At 59.9% G+C, this 22,667-nt stretch carries 24 protein-coding genes and 1 tRNA gene; 15 read left to right on the top strand and 10 right to left on the bottom strand.

The features are described 5' to 3' along the window. Positions 1–3: 3 nt before the first annotated feature. From ACQZ5G_RS09525 to ACQZ5G_RS09505, 5 genes are all read left to right on the top strand, one after another. On the top strand, positions 4–987 hold the full coding sequence (locus ACQZ5G_RS09525) for a tripartite tricarboxylate transporter substrate-binding protein (protein WP_003524332.1): 984 nt from the start codon (positions 4–6) through the stop codon (positions 985–987). 99 nt (positions 988–1,086) lie between these two features. Beyond that, a complete protein-coding gene (locus tag ACQZ5G_RS09520) occupies positions 1,087–1,548 on the top strand; it encodes a tripartite tricarboxylate transporter TctB family protein (protein ID WP_035240376.1) in 462 nt (153 codons plus the stop codon). Between the two features lie 9 nt (positions 1,549–1,557). Then, complete coding sequence (locus ACQZ5G_RS09515; RefSeq protein WP_059758961.1) at positions 1,558–3,063, top strand: tripartite tricarboxylate transporter permease; 1,506 nt, start codon at positions 1,558–1,560, stop codon at positions 3,061–3,063. Between the two features lie 148 nt (positions 3,064–3,211). Continuing rightward, positions 3,212–3,424, top strand: coding sequence for a SlyX family protein (locus ACQZ5G_RS09510; protein WP_059759493.1), 213 nt, complete (start codon positions 3,212–3,214; stop codon positions 3,422–3,424). A 13-nt stretch (positions 3,425–3,437) separates the two neighbouring features. Then, positions 3,438–3,989, top strand: coding sequence for a DUF924 family protein (locus tag ACQZ5G_RS09505; protein ID WP_448737102.1), 552 nt, complete (start codon positions 3,438–3,440; stop codon positions 3,987–3,989). Positions 3,990–4,055: 66 nt separating this feature from the next. Here ACQZ5G_RS09505 and dnaJ read toward each other — a convergent pair whose 3' ends face one another. The 3 genes from dnaJ to ACQZ5G_RS09490 all read right to left on the bottom strand — a co-directional run bounded on the left by dnaJ (position 4,056) and on the right by ACQZ5G_RS09490 (position 7,583). Next, on the bottom strand, positions 4,056–5,192 hold the full coding sequence (gene dnaJ / locus ACQZ5G_RS09500) for a molecular chaperone DnaJ (protein WP_004439156.1): 1,137 nt from the start codon (positions 5,190–5,192) through the stop codon (positions 4,056–4,058). A gap of 90 nt (positions 5,193–5,282) precedes the next feature. After that, positions 5,283–7,184: a molecular chaperone DnaK gene (dnaK, locus tag ACQZ5G_RS09495; RefSeq protein ID WP_003524342.1), complete on the bottom strand. Its 1,902-nt coding sequence runs from the start codon at positions 7,182–7,184 to the stop codon at positions 5,283–5,285. 309 nt (positions 7,185–7,493) lie between these two features. Next, positions 7,494–7,583, bottom strand: a tRNA-Ser gene (locus ACQZ5G_RS09490). A gap of 220 nt (positions 7,584–7,803) precedes the next feature. On the opposite strand from ACQZ5G_RS09490, the gene ACQZ5G_RS09485 reads away from it, so the two are divergent. From ACQZ5G_RS09485 to deoA, 10 genes are all read left to right on the top strand, one after another. Next, complete coding sequence (locus ACQZ5G_RS09485) at positions 7,804–8,121, top strand: hypothetical protein (protein WP_448737103.1); 318 nt, start codon at positions 7,804–7,806, stop codon at positions 8,119–8,121. 74 nt (positions 8,122–8,195) lie between these two features. Then, positions 8,196–8,846 carry a peptide-methionine (S)-S-oxide reductase MsrA gene (gene msrA, locus ACQZ5G_RS09480; protein ID WP_448737586.1) on the top strand — a complete coding sequence of 217 codons (651 nt, stop codon included), beginning with the start codon at positions 8,196–8,198 and terminating at the stop codon, positions 8,844–8,846. Between the two features lie 214 nt (positions 8,847–9,060). Further along, positions 9,061–10,053 (top strand): BMP family lipoprotein, encoded by a 993-nt coding sequence (locus tag ACQZ5G_RS09475; RefSeq protein ID WP_003524348.1) that lies wholly within the window; start codon positions 9,061–9,063, stop codon positions 10,051–10,053. A gap of 82 nt (positions 10,054–10,135) precedes the next feature. Continuing rightward, entirely contained in the window at positions 10,136–11,641 is a 1,506-nt protein-coding gene (locus ACQZ5G_RS09470) for an ABC transporter ATP-binding protein (RefSeq protein WP_448737587.1), read from the top strand. A gap of 7 nt (positions 11,642–11,648) precedes the next feature. After that, on the top strand, positions 11,649–12,752 hold the full coding sequence (locus tag ACQZ5G_RS09465) for an ABC transporter permease (protein ID WP_003524352.1): 1,104 nt from the start codon (positions 11,649–11,651) through the stop codon (positions 12,750–12,752). Positions 12,753–12,758: 6 nt separating this feature from the next. Next, complete coding sequence (locus tag ACQZ5G_RS09460) at positions 12,759–13,730, top strand: ABC transporter permease (RefSeq protein WP_448737104.1); 972 nt, start codon at positions 12,759–12,761, stop codon at positions 13,728–13,730. A 19-nt stretch (positions 13,731–13,749) separates the two neighbouring features. Further along, positions 13,750–14,139 carry a cytidine deaminase gene (locus ACQZ5G_RS09455; RefSeq protein ID WP_448737588.1) on the top strand — a complete coding sequence of 130 codons (390 nt, stop codon included), beginning with the start codon at positions 13,750–13,752 and terminating at the stop codon, positions 14,137–14,139. After that, on the top strand, positions 14,139–14,939 hold the full coding sequence (locus ACQZ5G_RS09450; protein ID WP_080852871.1) for a purine-nucleoside phosphorylase: 801 nt from the start codon (positions 14,139–14,141) through the stop codon (positions 14,937–14,939). Before ACQZ5G_RS09455 ends, ACQZ5G_RS09450 begins: the two co-directional genes overlap by 1 nt. Positions 14,940–14,941: 2 nt before the next feature. Further along, complete coding sequence (gene deoC, locus ACQZ5G_RS09445; protein ID WP_448737105.1) at positions 14,942–15,715, top strand: deoxyribose-phosphate aldolase; 774 nt, start codon at positions 14,942–14,944, stop codon at positions 15,713–15,715. Beyond that, on the top strand, positions 15,712–17,028 hold the full coding sequence (gene deoA / locus ACQZ5G_RS09440; protein WP_448737106.1) for a thymidine phosphorylase: 1,317 nt from the start codon (positions 15,712–15,714) through the stop codon (positions 17,026–17,028). The genes deoC and deoA overlap by 4 nt, the downstream gene beginning before the upstream one ends. Here deoA and ACQZ5G_RS09435 read toward each other — a convergent pair. From ACQZ5G_RS09435 to cyoC, 7 genes are all read right to left on the bottom strand, one after another. Continuing rightward, positions 17,021–17,542 carry a TIGR02281 family clan AA aspartic protease gene (locus tag ACQZ5G_RS09435; protein WP_448737107.1) on the bottom strand — a complete coding sequence of 174 codons (522 nt, stop codon included), beginning with the start codon at positions 17,540–17,542 and terminating at the stop codon, positions 17,021–17,023. The genes deoA and ACQZ5G_RS09435 overlap by 8 nt on opposite strands. A gap of 134 nt (positions 17,543–17,676) precedes the next feature. Further along, positions 17,677–18,306: a uracil phosphoribosyltransferase gene (gene upp, locus ACQZ5G_RS09430; RefSeq protein WP_003524359.1), complete on the bottom strand. Its 630-nt coding sequence runs from the start codon at positions 18,304–18,306 to the stop codon at positions 17,677–17,679. Positions 18,307–18,401: 95 nt separating this feature from the next. Next, positions 18,402–19,379: an adenosine deaminase gene (locus ACQZ5G_RS09425; protein ID WP_448737108.1), complete on the bottom strand. Its 978-nt coding sequence runs from the start codon at positions 19,377–19,379 to the stop codon at positions 18,402–18,404. Beyond that, positions 19,376–20,596, bottom strand: coding sequence for a phosphopentomutase (locus ACQZ5G_RS09420; RefSeq protein ID WP_142844226.1), 1,221 nt, complete (start codon positions 20,594–20,596; stop codon positions 19,376–19,378). The genes ACQZ5G_RS09425 and ACQZ5G_RS09420 overlap by 4 nt, the downstream gene beginning before the upstream one ends. A gap of 113 nt (positions 20,597–20,709) precedes the next feature. Next, on the bottom strand, positions 20,710–21,471 hold the full coding sequence (locus tag ACQZ5G_RS09415; RefSeq protein ID WP_448737109.1) for an SURF1 family protein: 762 nt from the start codon (positions 21,469–21,471) through the stop codon (positions 20,710–20,712). 168 nt (positions 21,472–21,639) lie between these two features. Continuing rightward, positions 21,640–22,035 (bottom strand): cytochrome o ubiquinol oxidase subunit IV, encoded by a 396-nt coding sequence (gene cyoD, locus ACQZ5G_RS09410; RefSeq protein WP_004439196.1) that lies wholly within the window; start codon positions 22,033–22,035, stop codon positions 21,640–21,642. Then, the gene (gene cyoC / locus ACQZ5G_RS09405) at positions 22,035–22,661 is read right to left on the bottom strand and encodes a cytochrome o ubiquinol oxidase subunit III (RefSeq protein WP_003524364.1); all 627 of its coding nucleotides are present in this window, start codon (positions 22,659–22,661) and stop codon (positions 22,035–22,037) included. Before cyoC ends, cyoD begins: the two co-directional genes overlap by 1 nt. Between the last annotated feature and the right edge of the window lie 6 nt (positions 22,662–22,667).

The raw sequence follows: 22,667 nt of genomic DNA, 5'->3' as shown, positions 1-22,667 counted from the left end.
TCGATGAAAATACTGAAGACAGTCACCGGCCTTGCTGCCGCCGCTGCCGTTTCCCTTTTTGCGCTGTCCGCATCCGCTCAGAACTATCCAGAGCGCAACATCACCATGGTCGTGCCCTTTGCCGCCGGCGGCCCGACGGATACGGTCGCGCGTCTTGTCGCTGAATCCATGTCGAAGGACCTAGGCCAGCAGATCATCGTTGAAAATGTCGGCGGCGCAGGCGGCACGCTGGGTGCTGGTCGTGTGGCATCGTCCGATCCGGACGGCTACACCGTTCTTCTCCACCATATCGGCATGGCCACCAGCGCCACGCTTTACCGCAAGCTCGCCTATGACACGCTGAACGCCTTCGAATATGTCGGCCTGGTCACCGAAGTGCCAATGACCATCCTGTCGCGCAAGAACCTCGAGACGACGGATCTGAAAGGTCTGATCGAATACGCCAAGGCGAACAAGGACAAGGTCACCGTCGCCAATGCCGGCATCGGCGCTGCCTCGCATCTGTGCGGCATGTTGTTCATGAGCGCCATCGAAACACCGCTCGTCACCGTTCCCTATAAGGGCACCGGTCCGGCCATGACCGATCTGCTCGGCGGCCAGGTTGACATCATGTGCGACCAGACCACCAACACCACCAAGCAGATTCAGGGCGGAACCGTGAAAGCCTATGCCGTGACCACGGCCAAGCGGCTGGACGTGTTGCCGGATGTGCCGACGGTTGTTGAAGCTGGCCTACCGAAGCTCGAAGTGGGTATCTGGCACGGCATTTATACGCCGAAGGGCACGCCTGCGGAAATCAACGAAAAGCTCTCCAAGTCGCTGCAGGTCGCGCTGAAGGACAAGAATGTCGCGGCTCGTTTTGCCGAGCTCGGCACCACGCCCTCCTCGGAAAGCGATGCGACGCCTGCGGCGCTGAAGGCCAAGCTTGAGAGCGAAATCGCGCGCTGGAAGCCGGTGATCGAGGCTGCCGGCCAATATGCCGACTGATGAACGCGGAATGACCGGCGGTGTCTCGCCGCCGGTCGACCGTGATCATTTTAACAGACGGACCGGTGTTATGCCGGCCGCGGTGGAGAGGCATCTTTCATGAAGTCGTTATTTAATGACCCTGCCGAGGCAGTCTGCGGGGCAATTTTCATGGGACTTGGCGTCTTTTTCGCCTTGCAGTCTTATGGGCTGGAGATCGGAACCGCTTTTCGCATGGGGCCGGGCTATTTCCCGCTCGTGTTGGCAATCATCCTGATCCTGCTCGGTGGCGTCATATTTCTGCGCTCAGCCCGCCCGGCCGGAGAAGGTATCGGAGCAATCGCCTGGCGGGGCATATTCTTCATCCTGCCCGCGCCGATCTTCTTCGGTTTCACTGTCCGGGGTCTCGGTTTCGTTCCGGCGCTTTTTTTCAGCGCCCTTATCGCAGCCTTCGCCTCGCACAAGATGAGCCCGCTCATGGCGGTCATTCTTTCCGCGGCCATCACGGTCTTTTCCGTCGCTGTTTTCAACTACGGTCTCGGCCTGCCGTTCCAGCGCTTCGGCCCCTGGCTTAAATTTTGAGGTGCCGTGATGGATTTGCTCGATAATCTCGCTCTCGGTTTCGTCACGGCATCTTCGCTGGCAAACCTGTTCTTCTGCCTGATCGGCGTGCTGCTCGGCACCCTGATCGGTGTGCTGCCCGGCATCGGCGCGACGGCGACCATTGCCATGCTGCTGCCGATTACCTTCCAGCTCGAGCCCGTCTCGTCACTGATCATGCTCGCCGGCATTTATTACGGCGCGCAATATGGCGGCTCGACCACGGCTATCCTGATCAATATGCCCGGCGAATCGTCATCTGCCGTCACCGCCATCGATGGTTACCAGATGGCGCGCAAGGGCAAGGCGGGCGCCGCACTCGCCATTGCTGCCATCGGCTCGTTCTTTGCCGGCACGGTTTCCACCTTCCTCGTGGCGATCTTCGCGCCGCCCCTGACGGCGATTGCGCTGGAATTCGGCGCGGCGGAATATTTTTCGCTGATGGTCGTCGGCCTCGTTTCATCCATTGCGCTTGCCCATGGCTCCATCGTCAAGGCGCTGGCCATGGTCGTGCTGGGCCTGCTGCTGGGTTTGGTGGGCACCGATATCTATAGCGGTACACCGCGTTTCACCCTCGGCATCCGCGAATATGCCGACGGTCTGAACTTCGTGGCCGTGGCCGTCGGCGTCTTCGGTATCGCCGAAATCCTGCGCAATCTCGAAAACGAGCGCACCCGTTCGGTGCTGATCGCCAAGGTCAGCGGGCTGATGCCGACACGGGAGGATTTCAGGAAAATGATCGCCCCGGTGCTGCGCGGCACGGTCATTGGTTCCGCTCTCGGCATTCTTCCGGGCGGCGGCGCGATCCTTGCGGCCTTCGCTTCCTATACCGTGGAAAAACGCGTCTCCAAGAACCCGGAGGAATTCGGGCATGGTGCGGTTGCCGGCGTGGCCGGTCCGGAATCCGCCAACAATGCCGGCGCGCAGACCTCCTTCATCCCGCTGCTCACGCTCGGCATTCCCGCCAATCCGGTGATGGCGCTGATGATCGGCGCGATGATCATTCAGGGTATCGTGCCGGGTCCGAACGTCGCAACCGAACAGCCGGCGCTGTTCTGGGGTATCATCGCCTCCATGTGGATCGGCAACCTGATGCTCGTCATCCTGAACCTGCCGCTGATCGGGCTGTGGGTGAAGCTTCTGACGGTGCCCTATTATGTGCTGTTCCCCATCATCATGGCTTTCTGCGCCATCGGGGTCTACAGCGTCAATTCCAACGTCTTCGATCTCTATGCCGTCGCCTTCTTCGGCTTCATCGGTTACGTGCTGGTGAAATTGCGCTGCGAGCCGGCGCCGCTGCTCCTGGGCTTCGTGCTTGGGCCGCTGCTGGAGGAGAACCTGCGCCGCGCCATGATCCTGTCGCGCGGCGATCCGACCACCTTCGTCACCCGGCCGATCAGCGCCACCCTGCTTTTCATTGCTCTGGCCGTGCTGATCGTCGTCTTCCTGCCCAGCGTGAAGAAGAAGCGTGAAGAGGTTTTCGTAGAAGAAGACTGAGGAATGCCAAAGACTCGGATGCCGGCGATGGAAACATCGCCGGCTTTTTTCGTTTCTGGATCGCCATGACGAATTCGCTTCACCAAAGCGACATATGGTTGACTCGGGAGCTTTTAGGCCCAAGGAAGGGCTGGAAAGAGAGGTCGATATGACGTCGGAAACCGAAAAACGGATCATCGCGCTCGAGGAAACGGCCGCGCATCAGGCCAAGGTGATAGAGGAGCTCTCCGATCAGCTGGCGGAACAGTGGAAGGTGGTGGAGCAGACCCGCGCCAAGCTCGACCGCCTGACGGAGAGGTTCCTGAGCCTGGAGGAGCAATCGCTGGACGCGCCCGCGATTACTCGACCGCCGCATTATTGACAGGGAAGAGCCAATGAAAAACGACACCGCCGCGCTGGCCGCCGATATCGTCGATTTCTGGAAGAAGGCCGGACCGGACAAGTGGTTCGACAAGGACGCCGCCTTCGATAACCACTTTCACGACCGTTTCCGCGATACCCATTTTGCTGCCGCAAGACGCGAATTGGACAAGTGGCTGGAGGGCGCGGAAAGCAGTCTCGCGCTGATGCTTCTGCTGGATCAGTTTCCGCGCAACTGCTTTCGTGGCACCGCTCACATGTATGCAACCGATCCATTGGCGCGGCTTTTTGCGGACGAGGCCATCCGCCGTGGCCACGATCAGGCGATGGGCGGGGATTTGCGCGTTTTCTTCTATCTACCCTTTTCCCATGCGGAAGATATGAAGGCCCAGCAGCGTGCCTGCGTCCTGAACCAGCCGCTTGGCGGGCTTTATCTTCACCACGCCGAAGAACATCGCGATATCATTGAGCGTTTCGGCCGCTTTCCGCATCGCAATGACATATTGCTGCGGGAAACGACGCTGGCGGAACGGCAATATCTGGATGAAGGCGGCTTTTCCGGCTGAGCCGGAAACGAAAACGCCGCCAGTCCCGAAGGATGGCGGCGTTCTTAAAGCATGGGGCGGCGGCAGTCAGCCGTCGAAGAATTCCTTCATCCGGGCGAAGAAGCCCGTCGATTCCGGATTGTTCTCCTTGGAGGAGAGCTGCTCGAACTCCTGCAGCAGCTCGCGCTGACGCTTGCTGAGTTTCTGCGGCGTTTCGATCTGGATCTGGATATAGAGGTCGCCCGTCTGCGCCGAACGCAGCACCGGCATGCCCTTACCCTTCAGACGGAACTGCTTGCCCGGCTGGGTTCCTTCCGGAACCGTAACGCGCGACTTGGTGCCGTCGAGCGTCGTGACATCGAAGGTGCCGCCAAGTGCTGCCGTCGTCATGGAGATCGGTACGGTGCAATAAAGGTCGGCGCCGTCGCGCTGGAAGAATTCATGCGGACGCACGGACAGGAAGATATAGAGATCGCCCGCCGGGCCGCCACGCATGCCGGCCTCGCCTTCGCCCTGCAGGCGAATGCGGGTACCGTCCTCGATGCCCGAGGGAATGTTGACGGAAAGCGAACGCTCTTCAGTCACACGGCCCTGACCGTGGCACTTGCCGCAGGGGTCGGAAATCGTCTGGCCGCGACCATGGCAGGTGGGGCAGGTGCGTTCCACCGAGAAGAAGCCCTGCGCCGCGCGCACGCGGCCGGACCCCTGACAGGTGGCGCAGGTCTTGGGCTGCGTGCCGGGCTTTGCACCCGAGCCGGAACAGACATCGCAGGTGATCGAGGTCGGAACCCTGATCTGCGCCGTCTTGCCGGTGAAGGCCTCTTCCAGCGTGATTTCCATATTGTAGCGAAGATCGGCGCCGCGCTCGCGTCCGCCGGAAGAGCGGCGCGCACGGCCGCCGCCCATCATCTCGCCGAAGATGTCTTCGAAAATATCCGAGAAGCCGCCATTGGCGAAACCGCCGCCGCCAAAGCCGCCACCGCCGCCCATGCCGCCATTTTCAAATGCGGCGTGGCCGAAACGGTCATAGGCCGCGCGCTTCTGCGGGTCCTTCAGCGTTTCATAGGCTTCGTTGATTTCCTTGAATTTCCGTTCGGAATCGGCATCGTCCGGGTTCTTGTCCGGATGGTATTTCATCGCGAGTTTGCGGAAGGCGCTTTTCAGCTCTTTTTCGTCCGCGGTCTTGCTGACGCCAAGTGTTTCGTAAAAGTCTGCTTTCGCCATTAAGTTAACAAGCCCCGCAAATGGATTTCCGGCTGCACGTCGGCAGCCGGATGTCTTGCATATGTTTTCAGAAGACGGGAGGTCACGCGATTAGGCGGACTTCTTGTCGTCCTTGATTTCCTCATAGTCGGCGTCGACGACGTCGTCCTTGCCTTCTGCGGAAGCATCGCCGGCCTCGGCCTGCTGCGCTTCGTAGATGGCCTGACCGAGCTTCATGGAAACTTCCATGAGGGTCTGGGTCTTGGCCTGAATGTCGTCTGCATCCGGCTCAGCGGCTTCGACGGCGGTCTTCAGGCTGGCAATGGCGTCTTCGATAGCCTTGCGGTCGGTCTCGGAAACCTTGTCACCATATTCCTTCACCGACTTCTCGGTGGAGTGGATGAGGCTTTCGGCCTGGTTCTTGGCTTCCACACCCGCACGACGCTTCTTGTCGGCTTCGGCATTGGCTTCAGCGTCCTTCACCATCTTCTCGATGTCGGCGTCGGAGAGACCGCCGGAAGCCTGGATGCGGATCTGCTGTTCCTTGCCGGTGCCCTTGTCTTTCGCCGAAACCTGCACGATGCCGTTGGCGTCGATATCGAAGGTTACTTCGATCTGCGGAACGCCACGCGGTGCCGGCGGCAGGCCGACGAGGTCGAACTGGCCGAGCAGCTTGTTGTCCTGCGCCATTTCGCGCTCACCCTGCGAGACGCGGATGGTCACGGCCGACTGGTTGTCTTCGGCGGTCGAGAAGGTCTGGCTCTTTTTGGTCGGGATCGTCGTGTTGCGATCGATCAGACGGGTGAAGACGCCACCCAGCGTTTCGATGCCGAGCGACAGCGGAGTCACGTCGAGCAGCAGAACGTCCTTGACGTCGCCCTGCAGAACGCCGGCCTGGATGGCAGCGCCCATGGCGACCACTTCATCCGGGTTCACGCCCTTGTGCGGCTCCTTGCCGAACAGCTGCTTGACGACTTCCTGCACCTTCGGCATGCGGCTCATGCCACCGACGAGAACGACTTCATCGATCTCGGAAGCGGAAACGCCTGCATCCTTCAGCGCTGCCTTGCACGGTGCGACGGTGCGCTGCACCAGATCGTCCACCAGGCTTTCGAACTTGGCGCGGGTCAGCTTCAGCGTCAGGTGCTTCGGACCGGAAGCATCGGCCGTGATGAACGGCAGGTTAATTTCGGTCTGCTGCGAGGACGAAAGTTCGATCTTCGCCTTTTCCGCAGCTTCCTTGAGGCGCTGCAGAGCGAGCTTGTCGTTCTTCAGGTCGATGCCCTGATCCTTCTTGAACTCGCCGGCCAGATATTCGACCAGACGCATGTCGAAGTCTTCACCACCAAGGAAGGTATCGCCATTGGTGGACTTCACTTCGAAGACGCCGTCGCCGATTTCCAGAACGGAAATATCGAAGGTACCGCCGCCAAGGTCGTAAACGGCGATGGTCTTGCCGTCCTTCTTGTCGAGGCCATAAGCGAGCGCTGCCGCAGTCGGCTCGTTGATGATGCGCAGGACGTCCAGACCGGCGATGCGGCCGGCATCCTTCGTTGCCTGACGCTGGGCGTCGTTGAAGTAGGCAGGAACGGTGATGACGGCCTTCTCGACCTTTTCGCCGAGATAGGATTCAGCCGTTTCCTTCATCTTCTGAAGGATCATCGCGGAAATCTGCGAAGGGGAATAGGGCTTGTCCTGCGCCTTCACCCATGCGTCGCCATTGTCACCCTTGACGATTTCAAAGGGGACCAGAGCCTTGTCCTTTTCTACGGTCGGGTCTTCATAACGGCGGCCGATGAGGCGCTTAACCGCAAACAGGGTGTTGGTCGGGTTGGTGACCGCCTGGCGCTTTGCCGGCTGGCCGACAAGGCGTTCGCCATCGTCGGAAAATGCCACCATGGACGGCGTGGTGCGTGCACCTTCCGCGTTTTCAATTACTTTCGTGTCCTTGCCGTCCATCACTGCAACGCAGGAATTGGTCGTGCCAAGGTCGATACCGATTACTTTTGCCATGCTCTTCTCTCCTTGAAGCGAGTTGCCGGAACCCCGTGAGGCATTCTTGTGGCAGCTCCTTGACTTGGATTTGCAGTATTTGCTGCAGTTCTGCGGCGTATATAAGGAGCGATTTTTCCTGCTGCAAGGCGCAAGAGAGGGGGAAGCGCAGCAAAAAAGCGCAAGAAACCCCTGTCTGTGCAGAAGCATAGCCATCACGGCTTGCGGAAGAGGGAAAACGCGACTTGTGTGCTACTCGGCGCTGTCGGTCGGCATCGCGGCGGGCGAACCGGTGAGGCTTGCTTTTAACGGCATCGGGGTGGGGTGAAATGGCGGACAGGGTGGGATTCGAACCCACGGTACGCTTTCACGCACACACGCGTTCCAGGCGTGCGCCTTAAACCACTCGGCCACCTGTCCTTTTTCAAATCTGCATGTTTTGAAGAATGCAAATCACTGGAACGGCGCGATATATACCGATGAATTCGCAGGGATCAACACGAATCTGACAGTTTTTTGAAATGTCGGCAATTTCCTGTGTTCCGATGCGATTGCAAACCGGTTTTCCCGCCTTTATCGATGCATTATAGATTTCAAAATATGGCTGTCTGACCGGCAGATCGTAAGCGAGGTGTCCCTGATGAAAGCTTTTTTGCGGTTTTTGAGCTTTCTTTTCCTCGTTGCGGCGGTTTTTCTGGGCGTGCTCGATTCGATCCGCTCGGTTTCCACATCCTCGGTCAACATCACCGGCATCCTGTCCGTCTGGAACTATCTGCTTCCTGCCTCGCGCACCATGGTGGAAGCGGCCATGGCTCACTATATTCACCCTGAAGCGTGGCGCTTCATTGAAAATGCCCTGTTGGCGGTGCCCGCATTTGCCGTTTCCCTGGCGCTTTCCCTGCTCTGCTGGATGGCGGGCTACAGGAAGCACAAGGCGATGAGGCGTTTATCGGCCTGATTTGTGTCTGTCGAATTGGGCGCCCGCAGATGTGAACCGTAAGAAGCGGCGGAACTGGCCGCATGGAGGACCGAATGTTCCTGTTCGATACGCTTTCAAAAAAAACGACGATGCCGACCGAAGAAACCGCCTTGCCCGGCCGTGAACAGGCGCTTGCCGTGCCGGAACATCATTTCGTCAATGGCCGGCCCTTAAAAGGGCCTTATCCCGACGGTTTTGAAACCATCTATCTCGGCATGGGCTGCTTCTGGGGTGCGGAACGGTTGTTCTGGAAAACGCCGGGCGTTTGGGTGACGGCGGTGGGTTATGCCGGCGGCTTCACCCGCAACCCCACCTATCAGGAGACGACGACGGGTCAGACGGGCCATGCCGAAGTGGTCAAGGTTGTCTACGATCCGGCCGTGATTTCGCTCTCGGGCCTGCTGAAGATATTCTTCGAGGAGCATGATCCGACGCAAGGGATGCGGCAGGGCAACGATGTCGGCACGACCTACCGTTCCGCCATTTACGCGACGACGGAAGGGCAGTTGCAGCAGGCGCAGAAGGCGAGCGATGCTTTTCAACAGGCTTTGGACGAGGCCGGCCATGGCAGCGCCATCACCACCGAGATCGGGCCGCTTGAAAAGTTTTATTACGCTGAAGACTACCATCAGCAATATCTTGCCAAGAACCCGGGCGGCTACTGCGGCCTGAGGGGAACCGGCGTAAGCTGCAATATCGACTAGATTTTTTGCAGGTCGCCCCGGTGGAAAGACTAAAAAAACGCCAGAATAAAGTTTTTCCACCGGGTCAAAAAAACCGGATGAATTTTTCATTGAGCCATGCAAGGATATGAGGCAAGCACAGCCGGGAAAACGGCTGGCGGTTCCGCAGACATTCCCGGTCAACGGGATTGCGGGAGGACCCTTAAAATATCAATTGCAACAACAGGGCTGCACAATGAAAAAATCCCTTCTGACGCTTTTTGCGCTTGCCGCAATGTCGGCTTCCGCGCTTGCTGCGGATATCAAGCCGGCGCTGGTCTATGGCACGGGCGGCAAGTTCGACAAATCGTTCAACGAAGCCGCTGCGGCCGGCGCTGAAAAGTTCAAGGCGGAAACGGGCATCGAGTTCCGCGATTTCGAGCCGACCAGCGACACGCAGGGCGAACAGGCCATCCGCAACTTCGCCAGCAAGGGCTTCAACCCGGTCGTTGCCGTTTCCTTCGCCTGGACCTCGGCCATGGAAAAGGTCGCAGCCGAATTCCCCGACACCAAGTTCGTCATCGTCGATTCCGTCGTCGAACTGCCTAATGTCCGCTCCGTCGTCTACAAGGAGCACGAAGGCTCCTATCTCGTCGGTCTGCTGGCCGGCATGGCCTCCAAGACCGGCAAGGTCGGCTTTATCGGCGGCATGGATATTCCGCTGATCCGTAAGTTCGCCTGTGGTTATGCGCAGGGCGCCAAGGCGGCCAACGACAAGATTGAAGTCTTCCAGAACATGACCGGCACCACGGGTGCGGCCTGGAACGATCCGGTGCGCGGCGGCGAACTCACCAAGAACCAGATCGACCAGGGTGCGGACGTGATTTACGCGGCAGCCGGCGCGACAGGTATCGGTGTGCTGCAGACTGCCGCCGACAACAAGAAGTTCTCGATCGGCGTCGATTCCAACCAGAACCACCTGCATCCGGGTTCGGTTCTGACCTCCATGGTCAAGCGCGTCGATCTGGCCGTCTACAATGCCTACAAGGATGCCAAGGACGACAAGTTCACCCCCGGCATCGTTGCGCTCGGCGTCAAGGAAGATGGCGTCGCCTACGCGGTCGACGACAACAACAAGGCCCTGATCACGCCGGAAATGACCGCCGCCGTGGACAAGGCGAAGGCCGATATCATCTCCGGCGCCGTCAAGGTTCATGACTATATGGCGGATAATTCCTGCCCGAAATGATATGATATGTAATGGGGGCGCATGATGTTTTTCATCTTGCGCCCTTTTCATATCCAGCCTTCGGAGAGGTTTCGGTTTGAGTATGGACCCTGCAATCGAACTGGTGGGCATCGACAAGAAATTCGGTGCCGTTCACGCCAACAAAAATATCAATCTGACTGTCGCCAAGGGCACGATCCACGGCATCATCGGGGAAAACGGTGCCGGGAAATCGACCCTGATGTCGATCCTCTACGGCTTTTACCAGACGGATGCCGGTGAAATCCGGGTGAATGGCACGCCCGTCGCGATCCGTGACAGCCAGACGGCCATCAATGCCGGCATCGGCATGGTGCATCAGCACTTCATGCTTGTGGAAAATTTCACCGTGCTGGAAAACGTCATGCTCGGCGCGGAAGGCGGCGCATCGCTCGCCAAGGGCCGGGCGGCGGCCCGCAAGGAGTTGCAGCGACTCGAGGACGATTACGGTCTGGAAGTCGATCCGGATGCGGTTATCGAAGAATTGCCGGTCGGTCTGCAGCAGCGCGTCGAAATCCTCAAAGCCATGTATCGTGGCGCCGAAATCCTGATCCTCGATGAGCCGACCGGCGTTCTGACGCCGGCCGAGGCCGATCACCTTTTCAAAATCCTCGGCGTCCTGCGCGAGCAGGGCAAGACCGTCATCCTCATCACCCATAAGCTGCGTGAAATCATGGCGATCACGGATTCCGTCTCCGTCATGCGCCGCGGTGAAATGGTTGCAACGCGCAAGACCTCCGAAACCAGCGTCGAGGAACTGGCCGAGCTGATGGTTGGCCGCCGCGTGCTGCTCAGGGTGGAAAAGGGCGAGACGACACCGGGCGATGTTCTGCTCTCGATCCGCAATCTGACTGTCAAGGACAACCGCGGCGTCACCATGGTGGATGATGTCTCGCTCGATGTCCGTGCCGGTGAAATCGTCGGCATTGCCGGCGTGGCGGGCAATGGTCAGTCGGAGCTGCTCGAAGCCATCGCCGGCATCCGCAAACCCTATTCGGGAGAAATATGGGTGGATGGCCAGAAGGTGGACCGCCCCGATCCGGCAATTTTGCGCCGGCTCGGCCTCGCGCATATCCCGGAAGACCGCCACCATATGGGGCTGGTGCTGAAATTCGAGGAATATGAAAACTCCATCCTCGGTTATCACCATGATGAGCGATACGGCAAAGGACCTTTCCTCAACCCCGAGGCCATCCGCAAGGATGCGGTCGAAAAGATCGAGAAATACGATATCCGCCCGCCGAACCCGCAGCTGAAGACCGCCAATTTTTCCGGCGGTAATCAGCAGAAGATCGTCGTTGCCCGCGAAATCGAACGTGACCCGAAGATGCTGATCATCGGCCAGCCGACACGCGGTGTGGATATCGGCGCCATCGAATTCATCCATCGCCGTATCATTGAAATGCGCGATGCCGGAAAGGCGATTTTGCTGGTTTCTGTCGAACTCGATGAAATCCGTTCTCTTTCGGATCGGATCATGGTCATGTTCGCGGGCCGTGTCGTTGGAGAAAAAACGGCGGAAGCCGAAGAACAGACGCTGGGCCTGATGATGGCCGGCATCGCCGCATGAGGCATGAATGAGCACCGCTTCCGTTCCCCTACCAAACTGGATCAGCTACGGCCTGTTGCCGCTGCTGAACGTCGTCACCGCCTTTCTGATTTCCGGCCTCGTTGTCTGGTCCATCGGTGAAAGCCCGCTGGCGGCGCTGCGCCTGCTCATCGAAGGTGCGCTCGGCCGTGGCGACGCCATCGGCTTCACGCTGTTCTACACGACGAGCTTCATCTTCACCGGCCTTTCCGTCGCCGTGGCCTTCCATGCCGGCCTCTTCAATATCGGCTCCGAAGGTCAGGCCTATATTGGCGGTCTGGGTGCGGCGCTGGTGGCGCTGGCGCTTGATCGTTACGTGCCGTGGTATGTGACGATGCCTTTCGCCGTCATCGGTGCCGCGCTTTTCGGCGCGGCCTGGGCCTTCATTCCGGCATGGTTGCAGGCAAAACGCGGCAGCCACGTCGTCATCACCACCATCATGTTCAACTTCATCGCAGCTGCACTGATGGTCTATCTGCTGGTGAATGTGCTGATCGTGCCGGGCAAGATGGCGCCGGAAACGCGCACCTTCCTGCCGGGCGGGCAATTGCCGAAATTGGACTGGCTGATGGCGCTGTTCGGCCTTAAGCTCGGGCCGGCGCCGTTCAACGTCTCCTTCATCATCGCGCTGGTCATGTGTTTCCTCGTCTGGGTGCTGATCTGGCGCACCAAGCTCGGTTATGAGATGCGCACGCTCGGCATCAGCCCGTCGGCCGCCATCTATGCCGGCATTCCCTATGCGCGAACGGTCATCATCGCCATGCTGATTTCCGGCGGTCTGGCGGGCATGATGGCGCTGAACCCGGTCATGGGCGCTTCCGCCCGCCTGCAGGTGGAATTCGTCGGCGGCGCGGGTTTCGTCGGCATCGCCGTGTCGCTGATGGGGCGAAGCCATCCGCTCGGCATCATCTTCGCGGCATTGCTGTTCGGTATTCTCTATCAGGGCGGCGCTGACCTTTCCTTCGAGATGCCGAACATTACCCGCGAGATGATCGTGGTCATTCAGGGTCTGGTGATCCTTTTTGCCGGCGCGCTGGAATATATGTACCGGCCGGCGGTCGTCCGCATCTACCAGCGTTTGGCAAAGGGGTGAGCTGATATGGATTTCTTCGATATGCTGGTCAGCATCCTCGGCTCGACCGTCCGCCTCACCATCCCGCTCCTCTTCACCGCGCTCGCCGGGCTCTTTTCCGAACGTGCCGGCGTGTTCGATATCGGGCTTGAAGGCAAGATGCTGGCGGCGGCCTTCGCCTCCGCCTGCGTCGCCTATCTCACGGCAGATCCATGGGCCGGTCTGCTGGCGGGCATCACTGTTTCCATCCTCTTCTCGTTGATCCATGGTTTCGCCGTCATCACCAATCGCGGCAACCAGATCGTGTCGGGCGTGGCGCTCAACTTCATCGCCGCCGGCCTGACGGTGGTTCTGGGGCAAGCCTGGTTCGGGCAGGGCGGCCGCACGCCGCAATTGCCGTCCGAGGGCCGCTTTGCGCCGATCGTCCTGCCGGGTGCGGATGCGATGCGCGAGGTGCCCTTCATCGGCCCGCTCTATGCCAATGTCATTTCCGGCAACAATATCCTCACCTATCTCGCCTTTCTGGCGGTGCCGCTGTCCTGGTGGGTGCTTTACCGTACCCGTTTCGGCCTTCGCTTGCGCGCCGTTGGTGAAAACCCGGGTGCGGTGGATACGGCCGGCATTTCGGTGACATGGATGCGTTTCCGCGCCGTCATCGTCGCCGGCTTCCTCTGCGGTTTTTCGGGCGCCTATCTCGCCGTTGCGCAGTCGGCGGCCTTCATCGCCAACATGTCGGCCGGCAAGGGCTATATCGCACTTGCGGCGCTGATCTTCGCGAAATGGAAGCCGGTGCCGGTCATGTTCGCCTGCCTGCTCTTCGGTTTTCTGGATGCCTTCGCCAACTTCATGCAGGGTAAATCCGTGCCGGGCATAGGCGAGGTGCCGGTGCAGATATTCCAGGCCATGCCGTATATTCTGACCTGCATCCTGCTTGCCGGTTTCATTGGCGTCGCCAAGCCCCCCAAGGCCGGTGGCGTTGCCTATGCGAAGGAGCGTTAAATCCATGTCCCGAGATCCGATGTCCCATGCCCTGTTCGAGGCAGCGGTGGAGGCCATGGCCTTTGCCCACGCGCCCTATTCGAAATTTCCGGTCGGTGCGGCGATCCGCGCCGAAGACGGCAAGATTTACAAGGGCGCCAATATCGAGAACCTCTCCTTCCCGCAGGGCTGGTGCGCTGAACCTTCCGCCATCAGCGCCATGATCATGGGTGGGGCGAAGAAGATCGACGAAATCGCGGTCATCGCCGAAAAGCTTGCTCTCTGCCCACCCTGCGGCGGCTGCCGGCAGAAGATCGCCGAATTCGCGACGCCGGACACGAAAGTCTATCTCTGCGACGAAACCGGCGTGCAGAAGGTCATGACCATGGAAGAGCTTTTGCCCTTCAGCTTCAAGACAGAGCTGCCCTGATGCCGGATATGCTGATCGATATTCTGGTGGAGCGCCTGAACGGCCTGATGCCGCGCGTCGCCATCGTCCTCGGCTCGGGCCTCGGTTCGCTGGTGGAAGACGTCAGCGATCCGATACGGGTGCCCTATGCCGAACTTCCCGGTTTTCCCGCAAGCGGCGTTTCCGGCCATGCGGGTGAGCTGGTGGCGGGCTATCTTGGTGGTGAGCCGGTCATGATGCTCTCCGGCCGGGTGCATTATTACGAAAAGGGCGATCCGTCCGCCATGCGCGCGATCATCGGGGCGCTGGCCGGCCTCGGCGTGCAGTCGCTCATCCTCACCAATTCGGCAGGTTCGGTCAGGCAGGATATGCCGCCCGGCTCGGTCATGCAGATCACCGATCACATCAACTATTCCGGCATGAACCCGCTGATCGGCGAGGAAAGCGACCGCCGCTTCGTCGGCATGACCACCGCTTACGATCCCGATCTGATGCTTGCCATGCGCAACGCCGCGATCCGCGCCACAGTGCCTTTGTTCGGCGGCGTCTATATGTGGTTTTCCGGCCCGAGCTTCGAAACACCGGCGGAAATCCGCATGGCGCGGCTGCTGGGGGCGGATGCCGTTGGCATGTCCACCGTGCCGGAAGTCATCCTTGCGCGCTTTTTCGGGATGCGCGTTGCCGCCGCATCGGTTATTACCAATTACGGTGCCGGCATGACCGGCGCGGAACTGAGCCATGAAGAAACCAAGGATATGGCTCCCGTGGGTGGCAAGAGGCTTGCCGCTGTCTTGAAGGAAATGATCGCAGGAGGAGCGTGACCATGGAACTCCAGCGTCCGCGCGAAGCGGCTGCCCTCACCCTGTCCTTGCTGGACCTGACCAATCTCAAGGAAGACTGCACGCCACAGCAGATCGCCGCTTTGTGCCAGCGCGCGCATACGGAATATGGCAATACGGCCGCAATCTGCATTTGGCCGCGCTTCGTGGCGCAGGCCCGTGCAGCCTTCGGAAAGGACCATGCTATCCGCATCGCCACGGTCGTCAATTTTCCTTCGGGCGATCTCGATATCGCGACCGTGGTTGCCGAAACCGAGGCGGCGATCCGCGACGGCGCTGACGAAATCGACCTCGTCATTCCCTATCGCAAATTCATAGCTGGCGATGAAACGGCGGTGTCCACCATGGTGGCCGCCGTTCGCAAGGCCTGCGTTGCACCCGTACTGCTCAAGGTCATTCTTGAAACCGGCGAGTTGAAGGACAAGGCGCTGATCCGTCGCGCATCCGAACTCGCCATTGCCGAAGGGGCCGATTTCATCAAGACCTCGACCGGCAAGGTCGCCATCAATGCTACGCTGGAGGCAGCCGACATCATGTTGCAGGCGATCCGCGACAGCCGGCAGAAAGTGGGCTTCAAGCCCGCCGGCGGTATCGGCACGGTGGAGGACGCCACGCTCTATCTCAGGCTGGCGGAGACCATCATGGCGCCCAACTGGGCCATGCCATCCACCTTCCGCTTCGGGGCTTCCGGTGTTCTCGATGACGTGCTGAACGTGCTGGCCGGCGGCGAGCCCGCCAAGGCCGCCAGCGGGTATTGAGCTTGATCCCGCAGGAAATCATCCGGCGCAAACGCGATGGCCTGTCACTTGAGCCTCGGGAGATTGCCGCTTTCATAGAGGCGCTTTCGAAAGACGGCATCTCGGAAGGGCAGACGGCTGCTTTTGCCATGGCGGTGTTCTTTCGCGGCATGAACCGGGATGAGATGGTGGCGCTGACGCTGGCGATGCGCGACAGCGGTGAGGTCCTGTCCTGGAGTGATCTCGGCAGGCCGGTGGCGGACAAGCATTCCACCGGCGGCGTCGGCGATAATGTCTCCCTGATGCTCGCCCCCATCGTTGCCGCCTGCGGTCTCGCCGTACCGATGATTTCCGGCAGGGGCCTTGGCCATACCGGCGGCACGCTGGACAAGCTGGAAGCGATCCCCGGTTACGACGTCATGCCGGACGAGGTGTTGTTTCGCCGGACGGTAAAGACCGTCGGCTGCGCCATCATCGGCCAGACGGGCGATCTCGCTCCCGCCGATAAACGGCTTTATGCCATTCGCGATGTGACCGCGACGGTCGATTCCATACCGCTGATCACGGCCTCCATCCTGTCGAAAAAGCTTGCGGCCGGGCTGCAGACGCTGGTTCTGGATGTGAAGGTCGGCAACGGTGCTTTCATGCAGAGCGTCGAGGATGCCCGCAATCTGGCCCGCGCGCTGGTCGATGTGGCGAATGGCGCAGGCCTGCCGACAACGGCGCTGATAACCGACATGAACCAACCGCTTGGCGATGCCGCCGGCAATGCGGTCGAAATCGTCAATTGCCTGGATTTTCTGGCCGGTCGCAAGGCCGGTACCCGTCTTGAAAAGGTGGTCCTGTCCTTTGCGGCGGAAATGCTGGTGCAGGCGCAAAAGGCGGCCACGCTGGAGGAAGGAGAGGCGCTGGCGTCGGCTGCGCTGTCATCCGGTCGAGCGCTGGAAATCTTTGCGCGGATGGCTTCGGCACTGGGCGGCCCATCGGACTTCGTTGAGCATCCGTCCCGTTATCTGCCCTCTGCGTCGGTCATTCGTCCGGTTCTGGCGGAGCGCAGCGGTTTGCTCGCCTCGTGCGCCACGCGCGATCTTGGCATGGTTGTCGTCGAACTTGGCGGCGGCAGAAGAAAGCCATCAGACACGATCGATCCTTCCGTCGGTATCTCGGATATCCTGCCGCTCGGTACGAAAGTGGAAAAGGGCGCGCCGATCGCCACCGTTCATGCTGCTTCCAGGGACGAGGCGGAACGTGCGGTGAAAAGGGTAGCTGCCTGCTACGGAATTGCCGACAGCTTGCCAGAGATCGATGCGCCCATTCTCGAGCGGATCACCTGACCAGCCGCATCTCGCCGCCCGATACCTTGAAGGACGATAGTTGTTTCAGGAAGCTCATGCCGATCAGCATGTTGCCGAGCGCATTGTCCTTCAGCACCATGGCGTCGACATTCTGAACCCGGATAGTGCCGATCTCCACCCGGTCGAGTTTCACATAGGCGGCCATGGTCTGGCCATTGGCCGTTGAAATCGCATACTTATAATCGAGGCTGTTGACGCCGTAACCCAGCCGGCGCGCAATCGTCTCGTTGATGGCGACCATGGAAGCGCCGGTATCGACAAGCCCGTCGAAGGATTTACCGTTGATGCGGAAGGTGGCGTTGAAGTGGCCGCGTGCATCCGCTTTCAGATTGACGCCGCCCAGCGAAACGGACTCCGGTTTGGCTGCTTCGGGTCTGACTTCCGCTTTCTCAATGCTTGCTTCCGGGCGCGGATGAAACTTTTCCACCAGCGCCGGAATTTGCGTGGCACCGACCGAAAGACCAACAAGCAGAAAAATCGCACGCATCAGCAAGTCTTTGCTCCTCCAGGGGCAGGTTATTCTTGCCGAGAATAGACGCAAAACATGCTGAAACCTTAAAATAAAAAGCCATTCGCCGCTGGTGGAGGCGGCGAATGGCTCAAACGGTTAAGCGATGATGAACGGCGTTATTTGGTGCCATACATGCGGTCGCCGGCATCGCCGAGACCGGGAACGATATAGCCCTTCTCGTTCAGATGGCTGTCGATGGCGGCGGTGTAGATATGCACATCGGGGTGCGCTTCACGGAAGTTCTTGATGCCTTCGGGCGCCGCCAGCAGACACAGGAAGCGGATGTTCTTCGCACCGCGCTCCTTCAGCTTCTCAACGGCGGCGATGGAGGAATTGCCGGTCGCGAGCATCGGATCGACAACGATGATAAGGCGCGCATCGAGGCTTTCCGGGGCTTTGAAGTAATATTCGACGGCTTCCAGCGTGTCATGATCGCGATAAACGCCGATATGGGAAACGCGCGCCGAAGGTACGAGCTCGAGCATGCCTTCCAACAGGCCATTGCCGGCGCGCAGGATGGAGGCGAAAACCAGCTTCTTGCCTTCGAGCACGGGGGCCTCGATGGTTTCGAGCGGCGTATCGATGGTTTCCATCGTCATCTCAAGGTCGCGCGTCACTTCGTAGCAGAGCAGCGTCGAAATTTCCCTGAGCAGGCGGCGGAAGCCGGCCGTGGAAGTTTCCTTCTTGCGCATGATGGTAAGTTTGTGCCGCACCAGCGGATGTTCGATGACTGTGACGCCGTCCATGAAACTGGCCTTCCTTTTATCTTATGCCCTGTAATTCACCGAAAGTGCGTTTTTCGCAAGCCTTCTTCGCGGTTTTACCCCCGCGAACCGCAGCGTCAGGCGCCAGCGAGTTTCGCAAGCAGTCGCGCACGTGTTTCCTCGTCCACGAAGGCGCATTCCAGTGCAGTCCGCGTCATGCGATTGATCTCGGCATCGCTGAAGCCGAACTCGCCCGCAGCCAGCGCATATTCCCGTGCAAGCGACGTGAAGAAGAATGGCGGGTCGTCGGAACTGATGCAGACGCGCACCCCGGCGTCGCTCAGAGCTTTCAGCGGGTGGCTGGCAAAATCGGGATAGACGTTGAGCGCGATATTCGAGCCGGGGCAGACTTCCAGAACCGTTCCCGCCTCGGCCAGCCGGGCGATGAGACCGGCATCTTCGATGGCGCGCACGCCATGCCCGATGCGGGACGGTTTGACGAGATCGAGCGCATCGGCAACGCTTTCCGGCCCGCAAACCTCGCCGGCATGAATGGTCAGCCCAAGGCCGGCATCGCGGGCGATGTCGAAGGCGCGCGCATAATCGGCGACGCGGCCCATGCGCTCCTCGCCGGCCATGTTGAAGCCCGTTACTAGCGGATGTTGAGTGCGTGCCGCATATTCCGCTGCGGCGATCACCCGTTCCGGGCCGAAGTGGCGCTCGCCGGTGACGATGATGCGGGTTTCGATCCCCGTCTTTTCCCTTGCGATGCGGATGCCTTCGGCAATGCCGGCCAGATAGGCGTCGGCACCTAGCCCGATGCGGTCGCCGTGATCGGGCGAAATGATCAGCTCGCTATAGATGGTATTGGCTTCGGCAAGTTCGGTCAGATAGGTTGCAGTCAGGATGGCATAGTCCTCATCCGTCTTGAACACCTGCGCCACCGCATCGTAACAACGGATGAATTCGGCGAAATCCGACCAGACATATTGGCCGTTCCGCAGGAAGCCGCTGGTGTCGATGCCGTATTTCTCCGCCTGTTTAGCGACAAGGGCGGGCGGGGCCGCACCTTCGATGTGGCAATGAATTTCCGCTTTCAGCAAATGCGATGTCAAATGAAGCTCCTGCCGTGAGAACCGGCCTCGATGCCAAGATGGTGGGCGATGCTTTCGCCGATATCGGCGTAGCTTGAACGGATGCCGACATCGCGCGAGCGAATGCCCGGCCCGAATGCCATGATCGGCACCCTTTCCCGTGTATGGTCCGTGCCCCGCCAGGTGGGGTCGCAGCCGTGATCGGCGGTCAGAAGGGCGATGTCACCCGGCGCCATCTTGCGATGGATTTCGGGGATTCGCGCATCGAAGGCCTCAAGGGCGGCGGCGTAACCGGCAACGTCGCGGCGATGGCCGTAAAGCATGTCGAAATCGACGAAATTGGTGAAGACGAGATCGCCGTTTTCAGCCTCGTCGATAGCCTGCAACGTCGCATCCATCAGGGCGCTGTTGCCATTTGCCTTGATGACGCGCGTCACGCCCTGATGGGCGTAGATATCGCCGATCTTGCCGATGGCGTGCACTTTTCGGCCGGCCTCCACAAGTCTGTCGAGCAGGGTCGGCTCCGGCGGCAGAACGGAGAAATCGCGGCGGTTGCCGGTGCGTTCGAAGGTCGCGACCGTTTCGCCGATGAAGGGGCGGGCGATGACGCGGCCGATATTCAGAGGATCGAGCAGCTTGCGTACCGTCTCGCAGAGCGCGATGAGGCGCTCCAGACCGAAATGCGTTTCGTGCGCGGCGATCTGGAAAACGGAATCGGATGAGGTGTAGCAGATCGGTTTACCGGTCCTGATATGCTCCTCGCCGAGCGCAGCGATGATCTCGGTCCCGGAAGCATGGCAATTGCCGAGAATGCCCGGAATATTTGCCTCCTTGCAGATCGCTTCCACCAGTTCCGGCGAAAACGCATCGCCCTCCGTCGGGAAATATCCCCAGTCGAAGGTGACGGGCGTACCGGCGATCTCCCAGTGGCCGGAAGGCGTGTCCTTGCCCTTGGAGATTTCGCTGGCGGAACCGTGCAGGCCGAAAATGCGCTCGGGCGGTTCCATGCCGGCGGGAATGTCGCCGCTTGCCTGCCGCGCGATCTCCAGCAGGCCGAGCGAACACATGTTCGGCAGTTTCAGCGGACCGGAGCGAAGCCCCGCTTTGTCGGCAGCGCCCGCTGCACAGAATTCCGCGATATGGCCGAGCGTGTTTGCGCCAAGATCGCCATAGCGCTCCGCATCGGGTGCGCCGCCGACGCCGAAGGAATCCAGAACGAGAAGAAATGCTCTTGCCATAACTCACCGAAACAAAATGCGCCGACGGGCAATGTCAGGCCGAACTGTCGTTATAGATCAGCAAAACGTGAAGAAGGAAGTGCTTTTATGAACCATCCGGTAAAACCGGCTGTTCAATCCTCGTCCCGTTTCGGTTTGGGGGCGTTGAGGTTGCGCAGGACATACCAGCCGGCCGCAACCACCATGGCCGCCAGAATATACCATGTCACGGCATAGGAGAGGTGGTTGTTCGGGAAGGTGAGCATGGTCTTGCCGCCCACCGGCAGACCGCCCGGATTGGGTGTCGCATCGGCGTCGACATAAAACGGGGCGACATCGGAAAGGCCGGATGCCTGCGAGATTTGCGGAATGTTGCGGGAATACCAGCGGCCATTTGCCGGATCGTTGGTGCGCAGGAAAAGCCCGCCGGTTTCGGGCGCGCGCATCAGTCCGACGATCTCGACGTTTCCGGCCGGTTCGCCTTCCTGGCGGGAGGATGGATCGCGCCTGTCGGACGGCACGAAGCCGCGATTGACGATGATGCTGGAGCCATCGTCGCGCTTGAGCGGCGTCATCACCCAGTAACCGGGGCCGAGATCCGTGACCGTATAGACCTGAACCTCCCTGTCATTGAGGAAGGTGCCGGACAGTTTCACACGGCGATACTCGTATTCCGCCGGATCGCCGAGCGCCGGCCATTCTTTGGCGGCAGGGGCGTCGGCGGGATCGGCATGGGCGCGGGCTTCGACCCGCTCGATAAGATCGAGCTTCCAGGAAAGGCGTTTGACCTGCCATGTGCCGAGCACCAGCAGCAGACCCGTCAGGACAACGGTCAGAAACAGAACGATGATCGCGGCGGGGCGGATACGCCGGTTGTGGGGTGTGGTGTCACTCATGTCACGGTCCTTACGAAGCGCGGCTGGCGGGAAAGGCCATCTGCTTTGGCGTCCACCGGGGGCTTCCTCCAGCAAATAACCCCATAAATCGCACCGGGATTCATGGGGTTATGTGTTGGCGCGGAACGCGGCCCGCCTGAAAACCGGCAGGCCGCTGATATCTGCTGCTCAGGGCAGGTTCTTCACATCCTCGATGTGCAGCGGCATCATGTTCTTGTTCATGTTGTACATGACCCAGAGCGAGCCGGAGAGCGTGATCAGGAGCACCACGACGGTGAAGATCAGCGCCATGAAGGTCCAGCCGCCTTCGGACTTGGTGTCCATGTGCAGGAAGTAGATCATGTGCACGAAGATCTGGATGACACCGAGACCCATGATGGCGATGACCAGCAGGGTCTTGTTTTCAAGAACGTCGCCCATGACCAGCCAGAAGGGGATCGCCGTCAGGATAACCGACAGGATAAAGCCGATCATATAGCTTTTGAACGTGCCGTGGCTGGCGCCATCATGGTGATGATGGTCGTCGCCATGCGCGTCGTGATGTGCGTGTGCTTCGGAACTCATCAAAGAACTCCCATGAGGTAAACGAAGGAGAAGACGCCGATCCAGATGACGTCAAGGAAGTGCCAGAACATCGACAGGCACATCAGGCGACGCTTGTTTGCCGCGATCAGGCCGTGCTTGGCGACCTGGAACATCAGCGTGACGAGCCAGATGATACCGAAGGTAACGTGCAGACCGTGCGTGCCGACCAGCGCGAAGAAGGCCGACAGGAACGCCGAACGCTGCGGACCGGCACCTTCCGCGATCAGGTGATGGAACTCGTAGAGTTCGACCGCGAGGAAGGCGAGGCCGAAGAGGCCAGTCACACCCAGCCAGACCAGCGTGGCCTTTACCTTCTGCTTTTCCATTTCCAGCATGGCGAAGCCATAGGTGATGGAGGAGAAAAGCAGGAAGCCGGTATTGATCGCCACCAGCTTCAGGTCGAACAGGTCGGCGCCGGAAGGGCCGGCCGCATAGTTGCGGCCGACAACGGCATAGGTGGCAAACAGCGTCGCGAAGATAAGGCAGTCGCTCATCAGGTAGAGCCAGAAGCCCAGCGAGGTGCCATTCTCCGGGTGATGGTCTTCCTTCAGGTAAAAGACCGGTGGTTCAGCGCCGTCGACGCTTTGTGCAGGTGTATGAGACATGTTCCG

Source organism: Agrobacterium sp. 22-214-1, assembly GCF_053522465.1.
Note: the sequence above shows the minus strand (reverse complement) of the source record. Positions and strands in the feature narration are given on the sequence as shown.